Below are 14,302 nucleotides of genomic sequence, written 5' to 3'. Positions count from 1 at the left end.
ATCGATGCGCCGATTCCTTCGCACCACGCAGCGCCGTCTCGCCCTCCAATCGGGGCATGACAGCAAGACCGGCACTGCAACAACACCTCCCCGAAATCCCTGCCGACGTGGCGCGGATCGCCACCGACGCTGAAGCCATCGCTGCGGCCCATCGGCTGGCGGCCGACTTCGCCCAAGGCGCGGCCGAACGCGACCGGGGCCGCATCCTTCCTTGGGACGAACTGGCCCGCTGGTCCGCCAGCGGCCTGGGCGGCATCACCGTGCCGCGCACGCACGGTGGGGCCCAGGTGTCGTACGCCACGCTGGCCGAGGTGTTCGTGATCCTGAACGCGGCCGACCCGTCCATCGGGCAGATTCCGCAGAACCACTTCGGCGTGCTGGGCGTGCTGCGCGAACTGGGCACCGAGGCGCAGAAGCAGCGCTTCTACGGCGAGGTGCTGGCCGGCCGCCGCCTGGGCAACGCGGGGCCCGAGCGCAAAGCCGATGGCGCCGCCACTGTCCTGCACAGCGGCACACGGCTTCGCACCACGCCGGACGGCCTGCGCCTGACCGGCAAGCGCTTCTATTCCACGGGCGCGCTCTTCGCGCACCGCATTCCCGTGCGCGCCATCGACGACGCGGGCCGTGCCGTGCAGGCCTGGGTGCCGCGCGACGCGCTTGGCTTGGCTGTGGTGGACGACTGGGACGCCTTCGGCCAGCGCACCACCGCCAGCGGCACGGTGGTGTTCGACGCTGTGCCCGTGTCGGCGGACGATGTGCTGCCGCTCTGGCGGTTGGCCGACCGGCCCGGCCTGTACGGCCCTACCTCGCAGTTGCTGCAGGCCGCCATCGACCAGGGCATTGCCGAAGCCGCCGTGGCCGATGCGATGCGCTACGTGCGCGAGCGTTCGCGCCCCTGGATCGATTCCGGCGTGGCGCACGCCCATGACGACCCCTACGTGATCGCCGACGTGGGCCGCCTGCAAATCGACCTGCAGGCGGCGCGCGAGGTGCTGCGCGAAACCGGCGAGCTGTTCGATGCCCTGGCCGCACAGCCGGGCCTGAGCGCCGAGGACAGCGCCCGCGCGTCGGTGGCGGTGGCCGAGGCCAAGGTGCTCACCACGCGCATCGCGCTGGAGGCCAGCGAGAAGCTGTTCGAGCTGGCCGGCTCGGCCTCCACCCGCGCCGCGCCCAACCTGGACCGCCACTGGCGCAACGCCCGCGTGCACACGCTGCACGACCCCGTGCGCTGGAAGCTGCACCTCATCGGCAACCACCGCCTGAACGGCGTGCTGCCGGCCCGGCATTCGTGGAACTGATCGGCTCAATGCCGCGCCTGCCCATGACTGAGTAAATGAGTGAGTGACCGATTGACCGATCCATCGCACATCCCCATGACCCTGCTGCAAGCCCCGCTCGACCCCCTGGCTGCTGCCGCTACCGCGCCGCCACCCGCAGCGCCCCCGCTGCATGCCCCGCAACGCATCGCCACCGATGCGGAGGCCATCGCCGCCGCGCAGCGCTACGCCGCGCGCATTGCCCCGGGCGCTGCGCGGCGCGACCGCGAGCGCCTGCTGCCGTGGGCCGAACTCGACGACTTCGTCGCCACGGGCCTGTGGTCGATCACCGTGCCCCGCGCCCACGGCGGCCCGGGCGTGTCCGCCGGCACGCTGGCCGAGGTGATCGCCCTCGTCAGCGCGGCCGACGGCTCGATCGGCCAGGTTCCGCAGAACCATTTCTACGCGCTGGAGGTGCTGCGCGTGGGTGGCACCGAAGCCCAGCAACGCTTCTTCTACGGCCGCGCACTGGCTGGCGAGCGCTTTGGCAACGCGCTGGCAGAAATCGGCCACAAGGATTTTCAGCGCCGCACGCGGCTGGTGCCGGACGGCGAAGGCTTTCGCGTGCGGGGCCGCAAGTTCTACTGCACCGGCGCGCTCTATGCGCACTGGATTCCCACGCTGGTGGTGGCCGACGACGCGGGCCGCGATGTGACCTACCTCGCCTTCGTGCCGCGCACGGCCGAAGGCGTGCACATCACCGACGACTGGGACGGCTTCGGCCAGCGGGTCACCGGCAGCGGCTCGGTGCAGTTCGACGACGTGCGGGTAAAGGCCGAATGGGTCGTGCCGTTTCTCGCATCGTTCGAGCGGCCCACGCCCATCGGTCCGCTGGCGCAGCTCCTTCACGCGGCGATCGACCTGGGGCTGGCCTGCGGTGCGCTGGCCGCCACGCTGCCCCAGGTACGCGACCACGCACGGCCCTGGATCGACGCGCGAGTGGAGCGCGCCGCCGACGATCCATTGCTCATCCAGCAGGTGGGCGAAACCGCCGTGCGGATTCGAGCCGCCGAAGCCCTGGTGCGCCGCGCCGGCCGCTTCGTCGATGCGGCCCAGGCCAACCCGACTGAGCAGAGCGTGGCCGAGGCTTCCATCGCCGTCGCTGCAGCGCGGGCACTCACCACCACCGCGTCGCTCGACGCCGGCACGCGACTCTTCGAACTGGCGGGCACGTCGGCCACCACCGGCCAGCAGGGGCTGGACCGTTTCTGGCGCAACGCCCGCACGCACACGCTGCACGACCCGGTGCGCTGGAAGTACCACGCCGTCGGCAATTTCCACCTGAACGGCCGCATTCCGCCGCGCCACGGGGCCCTTTGACATGACGACACCGAACCCCAAGCACATCCTGCTCAACGCGTTCAACATGAACTGCGTGGGCCACATCAACCACGGCCTTTGGACGCACCCGCGCGACCGGTCCACCGACTACCGCACGCTGGGCTACTGGACCGACTTGGCGCGCACGCTGGAGCGCGGGCTGTTCGACGGCCTGTTCCTGGCCGACATCGTGGGCACGTATGACGTGTACCAGGGCAACGTGGACACGCCGCTGCGCGAGTCGATCCAGCTGCCCGTGAACGACCCGCTGCTGCTGGTTCCCGCGATGGCGGCGGCCACCCACCACCTGGGCTTCGGCGTGACGGTGAACCTGTCGTACGAGGCGCCCTACCTGCTGGCACGGCGGTTTTCCACGCTGGACCACCTGACGGGCGGGCGCATCGGCTGGAATGTGGTGACCGGCTACCTGGACAGCGCCGCCCGCGCCATGGGCCAGCCGCAGCAGTTGCCGCACGACGAGCGCTACGAACGCGCCGACGAATACCTGGACGTGCTCTACCAACTGTGGGAGGGCAGCTGGGAAGACGGCGCCGTGCGCCGCGACAAGGCCGCGCGCGTGTTCGCCGACCCGGCGAAGGTGCACAAGGTGGTGCACCACGGCCGCTACTTCGACGTGGAGGGCCATCACCTCAGCGAGCCTTCGCCGCAGCGCACGCCGGTGCTGTTCCAGGCGGGCAGCTCGGGCCGGGGCCAGCAGTTCGCGGCGCGCCATGCTGAATGCGTGTTCATCTCCCCGCCCAACAAGGAAGCGGCCCGCAAGACGGTGCAGGCCCTGCGCGAGCAACTGGTGCGCGCGGGCCGCCGCCCGGACGATGTGAAGGTGTTCGTGGGCGCGGCGGTGGTGGTGGGCCGCACCGAGGCCGAGGCGCGCGAAAAGCATGCCGACTACCTGCGCTACGCCAGCCGCGAGGCGGGACTGGCGCATTTCGCCGCCAGCACCGGCATCGACTTCGCGCAGTACGACCTCGACGCGCCGGTGGACTATTCGCCCGGCAACGCCATCGAGTCGGCCAGCCGCACGGCGCAGCAGCACGGCTGGACGCGCCGCAAGCTGCTCGAGCTCTTCGCGCTGGGTGGCCGCTACCCCGCCATCGTGGGCGATGCGCAGCAGGTGGCCGACGAACTGCAGGCGTGGGTGGCCGAGACCGGCGTGGACGGCTTCAACCTCAGCCGCACCGTGGTGCCCGAAAGCTACGAGGACTTCATCGACCTGGTGGTGCCCGAGCTGCAGAGCCGCGGCGTCTACAAGACCGACTACGCCGAAGGCACCCTGCGCCACCGGCTCTTCGGCGAGGGCGACCGGCTGCCGGCGCGGCACGCCGCGCAGGCCTTTCGCCGCACCCCTGTCCGCTCCGCGAATGCCACTGAAGCCGCCGATGCCGGCGATGCCGCCAAAACCACGGACGGCACGAATGGCACGGCTGTGCAGCACGCGGCCCGCCATTCCCCATCCGTCCTGGAGGCCCAGCCATGAAACGCCTTGCCCGGCATCTGCTTTCCTTCGTTGCCGTGCTCGCCGCCGCGGGCCTGGCCCCGGCGCTGCACGCGCAGACCCCGGCGCCGACCGCGCCGCTGCGCATCGGCGTCACGCCGGGCTCGCTGGCCGACTCGGTGCAGGTGGCCGCACAGGAGGCGCGCCAGCAGGGGCTGGACGTGAAGGTCATCGAGTTCACCGACTGGACCACGCCCAACACCGCGCTGGAGGCGGGCGATATCGACCTGAACTACTTCCAGCACCAGGCCTTTCTGGACAACGCGATCCGCGAGCGGGGCTATGCCTTCGTCAGCGTGGCCACGGGCCTGCTGCCCAACATCGGGCTGTATTCGCTCAAGGTGCAGCGTTTCGCCGACCTGAAGGACGGTGCGCGCGTGGGCGTGGCCAACGACCCGGTGAACCAAGGCCGTGGCCTGCTGTTGCTGGAAAAGGCGGGGCTCATTCAACTCAAAGCCGGCGTGGGTGCGCGCGGCAGCGTGAACGACATCGTCGCCAACCCAAAGAAACTGCGCTTCGCCGAGATCGAAGGGCCGCAACTGGTGCGCGCGCTGGACGACCTGGATCTGGCCCAGGGCTACCCCGCCCACTATGTGAACGCCGGGCGCCCCCAGGTGGCGGGCAGCGCGCTGCTGTACTCGGGCATCGATGATCTGGCCTATGCGATTCGCTTCGTGGCGCGCAAGGACAAGGCCCAGGACCCGCGCATCAAGCGGTTCGTGAAGGTCTACCAGGACTCGCCCGCCGTGCGCGCGCAGATCAGCAAATCCTTCGCGGGCAACGACCGGCTTTACAGCCTGCCGTGGCTGGCCCGGCCGGCGCCGTGATGCCGCTTCTTCGATCTCCCTCTCTCAACCCTTTCCTTCACCTTTACGGCCTCGCTGAGCCGCCCCATCCATGACTTTCCCTCGCTTTCTTCTCGCGCCCCTCGTCGCACTTTCCCTGCTGGGCACCAGCGCCGTCCACGCGGCCGACAAGCTGCGCATCGGTGTGTTGCCTGGCGTGTACGCCGATGCCATTGCGGCGGCGGCCAAGGACGCCAAGGCCCAGGGCATCGACGTGACGGTGACCGAGTTCACCGACTGGACCACGCCCAACGTGGCCGTGGATTCCGGCGACCTGGACATCAACTTCTTCCAGCACCAGCCGTTCCTGGATAACGCGATCCAGAAGAACGGCTTCAAGCTGGCCAGCGCGGGCACGAGCTTTCTGGCGAACATCGGCCTGTATTCGCTCAAGCACAAGTCGGTGAACGACGTGCCCGTGGGCGGCAAGGTGGGCTTGGCCAACGATCCGGTGAACCAGGGGCGCGGCCTGCTGCTGCTGCAAAAGGTCGGTCTCATCACGCTCAAGCCGGGCGTGGGCTTCGTGGGCACGGTGGACGACATTGTCCAGAACCCCAAGAAACTGCGCTTCGTCGAGGTGGAAGGTCCGCAGCTCGTGCGCATCACGGGCGACGTGGACATCGCGCAGGGCTACCCGCATTTCATCGTGGCATCGAAGGCGTTCGACCCGTCCAGCGGCCTGGCGTATTCGGGTGTGGAAGACGCGCGCTTCGCCATCCAGTTCGTGGTCAAGGCCAGCCGCACGCAGGACCCGGTGATCCAGAAGTTCGTGAAGGTGTTTCAGAACTCCGACGGGGTCAAGGCCGCCATCGACCGGGCCTTCGCAGGCGACAAGCGCCTGTACGTGCTGACCTGGACGCAGCAATGATGCGCACGCACCGCTTTCTCCAAGCCGCCGCCGGCGCAGTGCTGGGCGGCCTGCTGGTGGCCGCCGCCTTCACCGCGCACGCTGCCGATGTGATCCGCATCGGCTCCACGCCGGGCGTCACGTCCGACGCCATCGAGGCCGTGGTGGCCGACGCCCGCGCACAGGGCCTGGACGTGAAGCTGGTCGAGTTCACCGACTGGACGCTGCCCAACGAGGCGGTGAACAACGGCGACATCGACCTGAACTTCTTCCAGCACCAGGCATTCCTGAACAACGCGATCAAGGAACGCGGCTATTCGCTGCAATTGGTGGGCCTGGGCCTGCTGCAGAACATCGGTATCTATTCCAACCGCATCCAGCGCCTGGAGGACGTGCCCGACGGCGCCAAGGTGTCGGTGGCCAACGACCCGGTGAACCAGGGCCGCGGCTTGCTGCTGCTGCAAAAGGCCGGCCTCATCACGCTGCGCCAGGGCAACGCCGTGGGCGCCAGCGTGAACGATGTGGTCGGCAACCCGAAGAAGCTGCGCTTTTATGAGATCGAAGGCCCGCAGCTCATCCATTCGCTGCAGGACGTGGACCTGGCCGTGGTGTGGCCCAGCTACTTCGTCAACGCGGGCAAGAAAGAGCAGGCCAGCCGCGCGCTGCTGTATTCGGGCATCGACGATTCGTTCTATGCGATGGGCTTCGTCGCGCGCAAGGACAAGGCGCAAGACCCGAAGATCGCCCGCTTCGTGCAGTTGTTCCAGAACTCGGCCCAGGTGCGCAATGTGATCGCCGGCCGGTTCAACAACGACGCCAAGCTCTACACCCTGCCCTGGAAAACGCAATGACGACCGCCACACCCCGCCCCTCGCTGTGGCGCACCGTGGCCGGACCCGCGCCGCAGCGGCCCGCCGCCGCCGGTGCCTCGCCCGGCACACCCGTGCAGGACCTGCAGCCGACCCAGCCTGCAAGACGCCGAGAAGGCGCGACCGGGCTCACCGGCACGGTGGCCTTCGACCGCGTGGCCAAGGTGTACGACTCGTCCGCCGGCCCCGTGCCCGCGCTGGAGGGCATCAGCCTCGACATTCCGGCCGGCAGCATCTTCGGGATCATCGGGCGCAGCGGCGCGGGCAAGTCGAGCCTGCTGCGCACCATCAACCGGCTCGAATCGCCCACGTCCGGCCGGGTGCTGGTGGACGGGGCGGACATCGCCGCGCTGGACGACGACGGCCTGGTGGCGCTGCGCCGGCGCATCGGCATGATCTTTCAGCACTTCAACCTGCTGTCGGCCAAGACGGTGTACGACAACGTGGCGCTGCCGCTGCGCGTGGCCGGCGTCCGGCCTGCCGAAGTGCACCGCCGCGTCGAAGAACTGCTGGCGCTGGTGGGCCTGCAGGACAAGCACCGCACCTTTCCCGCGCGCCTGTCGGGCGGGCAAAAGCAGCGCGTGGGCATTGCCCGTGCCCTGGCCACCGGCCCCGAAATATTGCTGTGCGACGAGGCCACCTCGGCGCTGGACCCGGAGACCACGCATTCCATCCTGCAACTGCTGCGGGACATCAACCGGCGCCTGGGGATCACCGTGATCCTCATCACGCACGAGATGAGCGTGATCCGCGAGATCGCCGACCAGGTGCTGGTGCTGGAACAAGGCCGCATCGCCGAGCTGGGCGAGGTGTGGCAGGTGTTCGGCGCGCCGCAGCACGATGCCACCCGCGCGCTGCTGGCGCCGCTGCAGCACGGCCTGCCCGACGACCTGCAGGCCTGCCTGCGGCCCGAGCCGCCCGCCACGGGCACGTACCAACGCATCCTGCGGCTGGGCTACACCGGCGAGGACGGGCTGGAGCCCGACTTCGCCCGCATCGCCACCGCGCTGCAAAGCCCGGTGCGCCTGGTGCATGGCGGCATCGACCGCATCCGCGGCCACGCGCAGGGGCGGCTGCTGCTGTCCGTTCCCGGTGCGGTGGCAGTGCCCCCGCTTTCATCCCTGGTGCAAGGCCCTGGCGCCATTGCCCATTCCATCGAGGTGATCGGCCATGTCGCTGACGTTGAGCATTCCCTTTGAGCGCTACACCCAGGCGTTCGCCGATACGCTGGCGATGGTGGGGGCCTCCGCCGGCATCGCTTTCGTGGCGGGCATTCCGCTGGCGGTGCTGCTGATCGTTACGGCGCCGGGCGGTTTTCTGGCGTCGCCGCGCGTGCACCGCGGCGTGGGCAGCGTGGTCAACGGCTTTCGGGCCACGCCCTTCATCGTGCTGCTGGTGGCGCTGATCCCGTTCACGCGGATGGTCACCGGCACCACCATCGGCGTGTGGGCGGCCATCGTGCCGCTGGCCATCAGCGCCACGCCGTTCTTCGCGCGCATCGCCGAGGTGAGCCTGCGCGAGGTGGACCCGGGCCTGATCGAGGCCGCCCAGGCCATGGGCTGCCGCAAGTGGCACATCGTCTGGCACGTGTACCTGCCCGAGGCGCTGCCGGGCATCGTCGGCGGTTTCACCATCACGCTGGTGGCGCTCATCAGTTCGTCGGCCATGGCCGGCGCGGTGGGGGCGGGCGGCCTGGGCGACCTGGCCATTCGCTACGGCTACCAGCGCTTCGACACGCAGGTGATGCTGATCGTGATCGCGGTGCTGATCGCCCTGGTGTCGCTGGTGCAGTTCAGCGGCGACCGCTGGGTGCGCTGGCTGCGCAGCCGCTGAACGCCGTGCGCACAACGAATCCGAACCCGAATCCGAACTTTTCCTTCCCATGAGCCTGCGCCCCGACATCTTCTGGTTCCTGCCCACCTCGGGCGACACCCGCTACCTGGGCACGTCCGACTTCGGCCGCGCACCCACCAACGGCTACCTGCGCCAGATCGCGGTCACGGCCGAACAACTCGGCTACGACGGCCTGCTCATCCCCACCGGCAGTTCGTGCCTGGACCCGTGGGTGACCGCCGCCAGCCTCGTGCCCGTCACCCAGCGCATCAAGCTGCTGGTGGCCTTGCGCACATCGCTGGGCCACCCCACCGCGTCGGCGCGCCAAGCGGCCTCGCTGGACCAGGCCCTCGGCCCGGGCCGGCTGCTGCTGAACGTGGTGCCGGGCGGCGACGCCACCGAACTGGCGGCCGACGGCGTGTTCTACGACCACGACGCGCGCTATGCCGCGAGCGACGAATTCCTGGCCATCTGGCGCCGCCTGCTGCAGGGCGAAAAGGTCGATTTCGAGGGCCGTCACCTCAAGGTGCAGGGCGCGCAGAACTTCTTCCCACCCGTGACGCAGCCCTATCCGCCGCTTTACTTCGGCGGCTCGTCACCGGCCGCGCACGCGCTGGCGGCTCGGCACGTGGATGCCTACCTGACCTGGGGCGAGCCGCCCGCCGCCGTGGCCGAGAAGATCGCCGACGTGCGCGGGCACGCCGCGCGCCAGGGCCGCGACCTGGCCCGGCACCCGCTGCGCTTCGGCGTGCGCCTGCACGTCATCGTGCGCGAGACGAGCGAGGAAGCCTGGGCCGATGCCGACCGGCTCATCAGCCGCCTGACCGACGACGACATCGCCCGCGCCCAGCAGAACTACGCGCGCATGGATTCGCACGGCCAGCAGCGCATGGCCGCGCTGCACGGCGGCCGGCGCGACCGGCTGGTGGTGGGCCCCAACCTGTGGGCCGGCGTCGGGCTGGTGCGCGGCGGCGCCGGCACGTCGCTCGTGGGCAATGCAGAGGAAGTGGCCGCGCGGCTGCAGGAATACGTGGACGTGGGCGTGGACAGCTTCGTGCTGTCGGGCTACCCGCACCTGGAAGAGGCCATCCGCTTCGCCGAACTGGTGTTCCCCCGGCTGGCAGGCAAGCAGGCCGTGACGCTGCGCGATCAGTCGCTGACTGGCGGGGCCTTCGACATCCGTGCGACGCGCGAGGCGGCCGTGACGGCCGTGGCGGAGGCTGAAGCGGAGTCCGTGCGCTGAGCCTCCTGGCCAAGGCAGCTGCAGGCACCCATCACCCAATCACCAAGCACCAAGCACCAAATATGCCTCCAGCGCTTTAACAGCATGCGCTAACAGCTATTAAAACAGTAGCAAATCCGCCACGGGTCTCAGAACGTTTCCCAGTCGTCATCCGACCGCGATGCCGCAGCGGGCGCAGCGCGCTGTGCGGCAGGCTTGGCGGACGGTGCTGCGGGCTTGTGCGCAGCAGGCGCCTTGGGTTTGGCGGCGGGAGCGGACAACGCAGGCGCCGGGGAAGCAGGCTTCGGATGGGCCGGTGCCGATGCCGCCGACGCTGATGGCGAAGGCGCACGCGGCTTGGAAGGCGGGGCGGGAATGGCGGGGCGCGCGGGCGCTGGCCGGCTCGCCACGCGGGCCGGGGCGGATGCCGCACTGCGCACGGGCGCAGAGACGGCGGCGGGCGGGCGCACCGCAGCCGCCAGCGGCACGGCACCGGCCGCCACGCGGAACTGCGACACGGCCTCCCGCAGGCGCTTGGCCTGCTCTTCCAGCGACGAGGCGGCGGCGGCGGACTCTTCCACCAGCGCAGCGTTCTGCTGCGTGGCCTGGTCCATCTGCACCACGGCCTGGTTGACCTGGTCGATGCCCGACGACTGCTCGATGGAGGCGGCCGAGATCTCGCCCATGATGTCGGTCACGCGCTGGACCGAGGCCACGATCTCCTGCATGGTGGCGCCTGCGCGCTCCACCTGGGTCGAGCCCGCGCCCACCTTGCCGACCGACTCGTCGATCAGGCCCTTGATCTCTTTGGCGGCGCTGGCGCTGCGCTGGGCCAGCGCCCGCACCTCGCTGGCCACCACGGCGAACCCCCGGCCCTGCTCACCCGCGCGGGCCGCTTCCACCGCAGCGTTCAGCGCCAGGATGTTGGTCTGGAAGGCGATGCCGTCGATCACCGTGACGATGTCGGCGATGCGGCGCGAGCTGTCCGAAATCGCCTGCATGGTCGCCACCACCTCGCCCACGGCCGCGCCACCGCGCTGGGCCACCGCCATGCTGCTGGCGGCCAGTTGATTGGCTTGCCGCGCGCTGTCGGCGTTCTGCTTCACGGTGGACGACAGCTGCTCCATGCTGGCGGCCGTTTCTTCCAGCGACGCGGCCTGCTGCTCGGTGCGGCCGCTCAGGTCGCCGTTGCCCAGCGCGATCTCGCGCGAGCCGGTGTGGATCTCCTCCACGCCCTGGCGCACCTGCGTGACCATGCGGGCCAGGCCCTCCTGCATGGTGCGCGCGGCGCCCATGAGCCGGCCGATCTCGTTGGTCGAACGCACTTCGATGCGCGTGGTGAGATCGCCCTGCGCCACGGTTTCCAGCAGCGCGCCAGCTTCGTCCAGCGGCGCCAGCACGTTGCGGCGGATGAACACCCAGCACAGGATCGCCAGCACCACGCCCACCACCATCAGCACCCCGGCCGCCACTTCGGCGATCTTCAACAGGCGCACCGATTGCGCCTGCAGGGCGTTGCCGCGCTGGCCTTCGGCCTCGAAAAGCTGCTTCATCAGCCCCTCCATGTCGGCCAGCAGCTTGTTGCGCTGGGCGACGATCTCCTTGCCGCTGTATTCGGCTTCGTTGCCGCCCGCCAGGCCTACGGCGCCGCGCTGCACCAGCGCGGCGTAGGCGTCGAAGGCGGTGAGCATCGAGGCGGCCAGCTGGCGCTCCTGCGACCAGTCGGCCGGCAGGCCCTGGGCCACGGACTGCAGGATGGGGCGCGCTTCCTGCATGGATTTTTCGGCGCGCGTGGTCTGCGAGCGCACGCTTTCGGGCGGGTCGCCGCGCAGCACGTTGCGGTGGCCCACGGCCAGGGCCACGCGGTTGTCCCACATGCGGATTTCGGCCTGCTTGAGCGCGAGCATGTCGCGCGTGGTGCGGTCCTGCACCTCGCCGGCCACCACGCCGGCGCGCGTGCCGACCCAGCCCACGCCCACCGAGACGAGCAGGGCGCCGGTGAAGAACAGCAGCACGAGCAGCAGCGCCACCCGGATGGAAAGATTCCTGAACATGCGCGCGCCCCTTGATCGAACCGGCCCAAGACGGGCCACACCCCACACCATTTGCAACAAAAAGTTTGCCAGAAAAAGCCGACGAAACCCGTCGGCTACCGGTGATTTATCGCTTTGTGTCGGCACGGCTACGGCCAAGCAAACGCAAGGCTCGGCCCAATTTAAAACAAACGTTTGATTTATCGTGGTGTAATCCGCCGCGATGTCCCCCCAAAGCCCCCCCGACGCCCCCGCCGAAACCCCGGCCGGCCCCCCCACGGCACGCTTGCGGCTGCTGCACGCGGCCCTGCGGCTGTTCGCCGAGCGCGGCTATGCCAAGACGTCGATCCGCGCCATCGCGCAGGCGGCCCAGGCCAACGTGGCGGCGGTGAGCTACTACTACGGCGACAAGGCGGCGCTGTATTCGGCGCTGTTTTCCGAGCCGTTCGGCGACATGCCGACGCTGGTGGCGGACTTCACCCGCGACGGCCTCGACCTGCGCGAGGCGTTCCAGCGCTATTTCAGCGGGGTGCTGTCGCCCCTGCAGCACGGGGAGATGGCCCGCCAGTACATGCGGCTGCACATCCGCGAAATGCTGGACCCCACCGAGCAGTGGGAAAAGGAGCTGGACCAGGACGTGCGCCAGCCCCACGACGCCATGGTGCGGCTGCTGTGCCGCCACCTGGGCGCGGCCGGCCCCGACGACGGCCTGCACCGGCTGGCCCTGGCCATCACCGGCCTGGCGTTCCAGATCTGGAGCCAGCAGGAAGTGGTGGCGGTGATGGAGCCGCAACTGCTGGACACCGCCGAGGCGGTGGACGCGTGGACCGCCCGCCTCACCGAATACGCGCTCGCCATGGTGGAAGCCGAGCGGGCGCTGCGCGCAGCGGCAGGTGCCGCCACCACGACCACCAAGACCACCGTGACCGCCGACGCCCCTGCCACCCCTGCCCGGCGCGCCGAGCCCCGGCGGCGCTGAAGCCTTTCTTGTCCCGACCATGAACACCATCCCTTCGCACCGCACCGCCCGCGCCCTGCTGGCGATCACCCTGCCCTTGTGGCTGGCCGCCTGCGCCGTTCCCAGCCCCGCGGCCCGCGTGGAGGCGCCCACGCCCGCCGGCTGGCAGGCGCCGCTGCCGCACCACGGCAGCGTGGCCGACATCGCCCGCTGGTGGGAGCGCGCAGGCGACCCGCTGCTGGCCGAACTGATCGCCGCGGCGCAGGACATCAGCCCCAGCGTGGCGCAGGCCCGTGGGCGGCTGGCGCAGGCCCGGGCGTCGCGGGTGAGCGCGCGGGCTGCGCTGCTGCCGTCGCTGGACGGCCAGGCCAGCGCCAGCCGCGGGGTGAACGAGCAGGTCGGCGGCCTTGCCACCACCGGCCAGGCCGCCCTGCAGGCCAGTTGGGAAGTGGACCTGTTCGGCGGCAATGCCGCAGCGAACGAGGCGGCCCTCCAGCGCCTGGCCGGTGCCCAGGCCCAGTGGCACGAGGCCCGCGTATCGGTGGCGGCCGAGGTCGCGAACCAATACAGCAGCTGGCGCCAGTGCCTCGCGCTGGCCGAGGTGGCGGCGTCCGATGCCGCATCGCGCTCGCAGACGGCGCGCCTGTCGGGCCAGAGCGAGCAGGCCGGGTTCACCGCGCCCGCCACGCTGGCACTGGCCCAGGCGAGCGAAGCCGAGGGCCGCGTGCGCGCCGAACAGCAGCGCATGGCCTGCGAGATCGACCTGAAGACCCTGGTGGCGCTCACAGGCACGGACGAATCCGCGCTGCGCACCCGCGCCGCCGCCGCGCCGCCGGCGCCGGTGCCCGATGCGCTCTTCGCCATCGATGCGCTGCCCGCCCGCGTGCTGGCCCAGCGGCCCGACGTGTACGCCGCCGAGCGCGAGGTGGCCGCCACCAGTGCCGACGTGGGCAGCGCCCGCGCCCAGCGCCTGCCGCGCCTCACGCTCAGCGGCTCGGTCGGCCGCGGCTGGGTGCGCACGGGCGGCGCGACGCTGGACTCCAACACCTGGTCCATCGGGCCGGTGGGGCTGTCGCTGCCGATCTTCGATGCGGGCCGCCGCGCCGCGCAGGTCGATTCGGCCGAGGCCCAGTACGACGCGGCCGTGCAGCAATACCGCGGCACCGTGCGCCAGGCCGTGAGCGAGGTCGAACAGGCCCTGGTGCGCCTGGCCAGCACCGCCGCGCGCAGCACCGATGCCCAGCGCGCCGCAGAGGGCTACCGCACCTCGTTCACGGCCACCGAAGCGCGCTGGCGCGGCGGTCTGGCGAGCCTGGTCGAGCTGGAAGACTCGCGCCGCACGGCGCTGGCCTCCGAATCGGCGCTGATCAACCTGCGCCAGGAGCGCATGGCCGCGTGGATCGGGCTGTACCGCGCCGCGGGCGGCGGCTGGGAGGCCGAAGCCACCCCGCAGGCCGCTGCCGCAGCGCCGATGCCGCCTTCGACCGCAGCCGCGGCCGCCCCGGCCGCCTCGGCATCCACCGCGCGATGAACCGCCGCGCGCCCG

General features: G+C 70.5%; 12 protein-coding genes. 11 read left to right on the top strand and 1 reads right to left on the bottom strand.

Annotated features, from left to right (window positions below; translation table 11 throughout):
* Nucleotides 1-56 precede the first annotated feature (56 nt).
* From BLT03_RS09140 to ssuD, 9 genes are all read left to right on the top strand, one after another.
* Nucleotides 57-1,298 carry an SfnB family sulfur acquisition oxidoreductase gene (locus BLT03_RS09140; RefSeq protein WP_092742626.1) on the top strand — a complete coding sequence of 414 codons (1,242 nt, stop codon included), beginning with the start codon at nt 57-59 and terminating at the stop codon, nt 1,296-1,298.
* A 75-nt stretch (nt 1,299-1,373) separates the two neighbouring features.
* Entirely contained in the window at nt 1,374-2,636 is a 1,263-nt protein-coding gene (locus BLT03_RS09135; protein ID WP_092742625.1) for an SfnB family sulfur acquisition oxidoreductase, read from the top strand.
* A gap of 1 nt (nt 2,637) precedes the next feature.
* Nucleotides 2,638-4,131, top strand: coding sequence for an LLM class flavin-dependent oxidoreductase (locus tag BLT03_RS09130; RefSeq protein WP_092742623.1), 1,494 nt, complete (start codon nt 2,638-2,640; stop codon nt 4,129-4,131).
* The gene (locus tag BLT03_RS09125; RefSeq protein WP_092742620.1) at nt 4,128-4,976 is read left to right on the top strand and encodes a MetQ/NlpA family ABC transporter substrate-binding protein; all 849 of its coding nucleotides are present in this window, start codon (nt 4,128-4,130) and stop codon (nt 4,974-4,976) included. The genes BLT03_RS09130 and BLT03_RS09125 overlap by 4 nt, the downstream gene beginning before the upstream one ends.
* Before the next feature lie 70 nt (nt 4,977-5,046).
* The gene (locus BLT03_RS09120) at nt 5,047-5,862 is read left to right on the top strand and encodes a MetQ/NlpA family ABC transporter substrate-binding protein (RefSeq protein ID WP_092742617.1); all 816 of its coding nucleotides are present in this window, start codon (nt 5,047-5,049) and stop codon (nt 5,860-5,862) included.
* Nucleotides 5,862-6,692: a MetQ/NlpA family ABC transporter substrate-binding protein gene (locus tag BLT03_RS09115; RefSeq protein ID WP_092743074.1), complete on the top strand. Its 831-nt coding sequence runs from the start codon at nt 5,862-5,864 to the stop codon at nt 6,690-6,692. Before BLT03_RS09120 ends, BLT03_RS09115 begins: the two co-directional genes overlap by 1 nt.
* Nucleotides 6,689-7,909, top strand: a complete 1,221-nt coding sequence (locus tag BLT03_RS09110) for a methionine ABC transporter ATP-binding protein (protein WP_092742616.1) — start codon at nt 6,689-6,691, stop codon at nt 7,907-7,909. Before BLT03_RS09115 ends, BLT03_RS09110 begins: the two co-directional genes overlap by 4 nt.
* Complete coding sequence (locus tag BLT03_RS09105) at nt 7,881-8,543, top strand: methionine ABC transporter permease (protein WP_092742615.1); 663 nt, start codon at nt 7,881-7,883, stop codon at nt 8,541-8,543. The genes BLT03_RS09110 and BLT03_RS09105 overlap by 29 nt, the downstream gene beginning before the upstream one ends.
* Before the next feature lie 49 nt (nt 8,544-8,592).
* Nucleotides 8,593-9,786: an FMNH2-dependent alkanesulfonate monooxygenase gene (gene ssuD, locus BLT03_RS09100; RefSeq protein ID WP_092742614.1), complete on the top strand. Its 1,194-nt coding sequence runs from the start codon at nt 8,593-8,595 to the stop codon at nt 9,784-9,786.
* A gap of 128 nt (nt 9,787-9,914) precedes the next feature.
* Here ssuD and BLT03_RS09095 read toward each other — a convergent pair whose 3' ends face one another.
* The gene (locus BLT03_RS09095) at nt 9,915-11,819 is read right to left on the bottom strand and encodes a methyl-accepting chemotaxis protein (RefSeq protein ID WP_092742611.1); all 1,905 of its coding nucleotides are present in this window, start codon (nt 11,817-11,819) and stop codon (nt 9,915-9,917) included.
* Between the two features lie 202 nt (nt 11,820-12,021).
* Between BLT03_RS09095 and BLT03_RS09090 the strand changes: the two genes are divergently transcribed.
* Nucleotides 12,022-12,777, top strand: a complete 756-nt coding sequence (locus BLT03_RS09090) for a CerR family C-terminal domain-containing protein (RefSeq protein ID WP_092742609.1) — start codon at nt 12,022-12,024, stop codon at nt 12,775-12,777.
* A gap of 19 nt (nt 12,778-12,796) precedes the next feature.
* Nucleotides 12,797-14,287 (top strand): efflux transporter outer membrane subunit, encoded by a 1,491-nt coding sequence (locus BLT03_RS09085; protein WP_092742607.1) that lies wholly within the window; start codon nt 12,797-12,799, stop codon nt 14,285-14,287.
* The last annotated feature ends 15 nt before the right edge of the window (nt 14,288-14,302 follow it).

It is taken from the genome of Paracidovorax valerianellae, assembly GCF_900102625.1.
Taxonomy (GTDB): Bacteria; Pseudomonadota; Gammaproteobacteria; order Burkholderiales; family Burkholderiaceae_C; genus Paracidovorax; species Paracidovorax valerianellae.
This window is presented reverse-complemented; position numbering and strand designations above follow the sequence as displayed.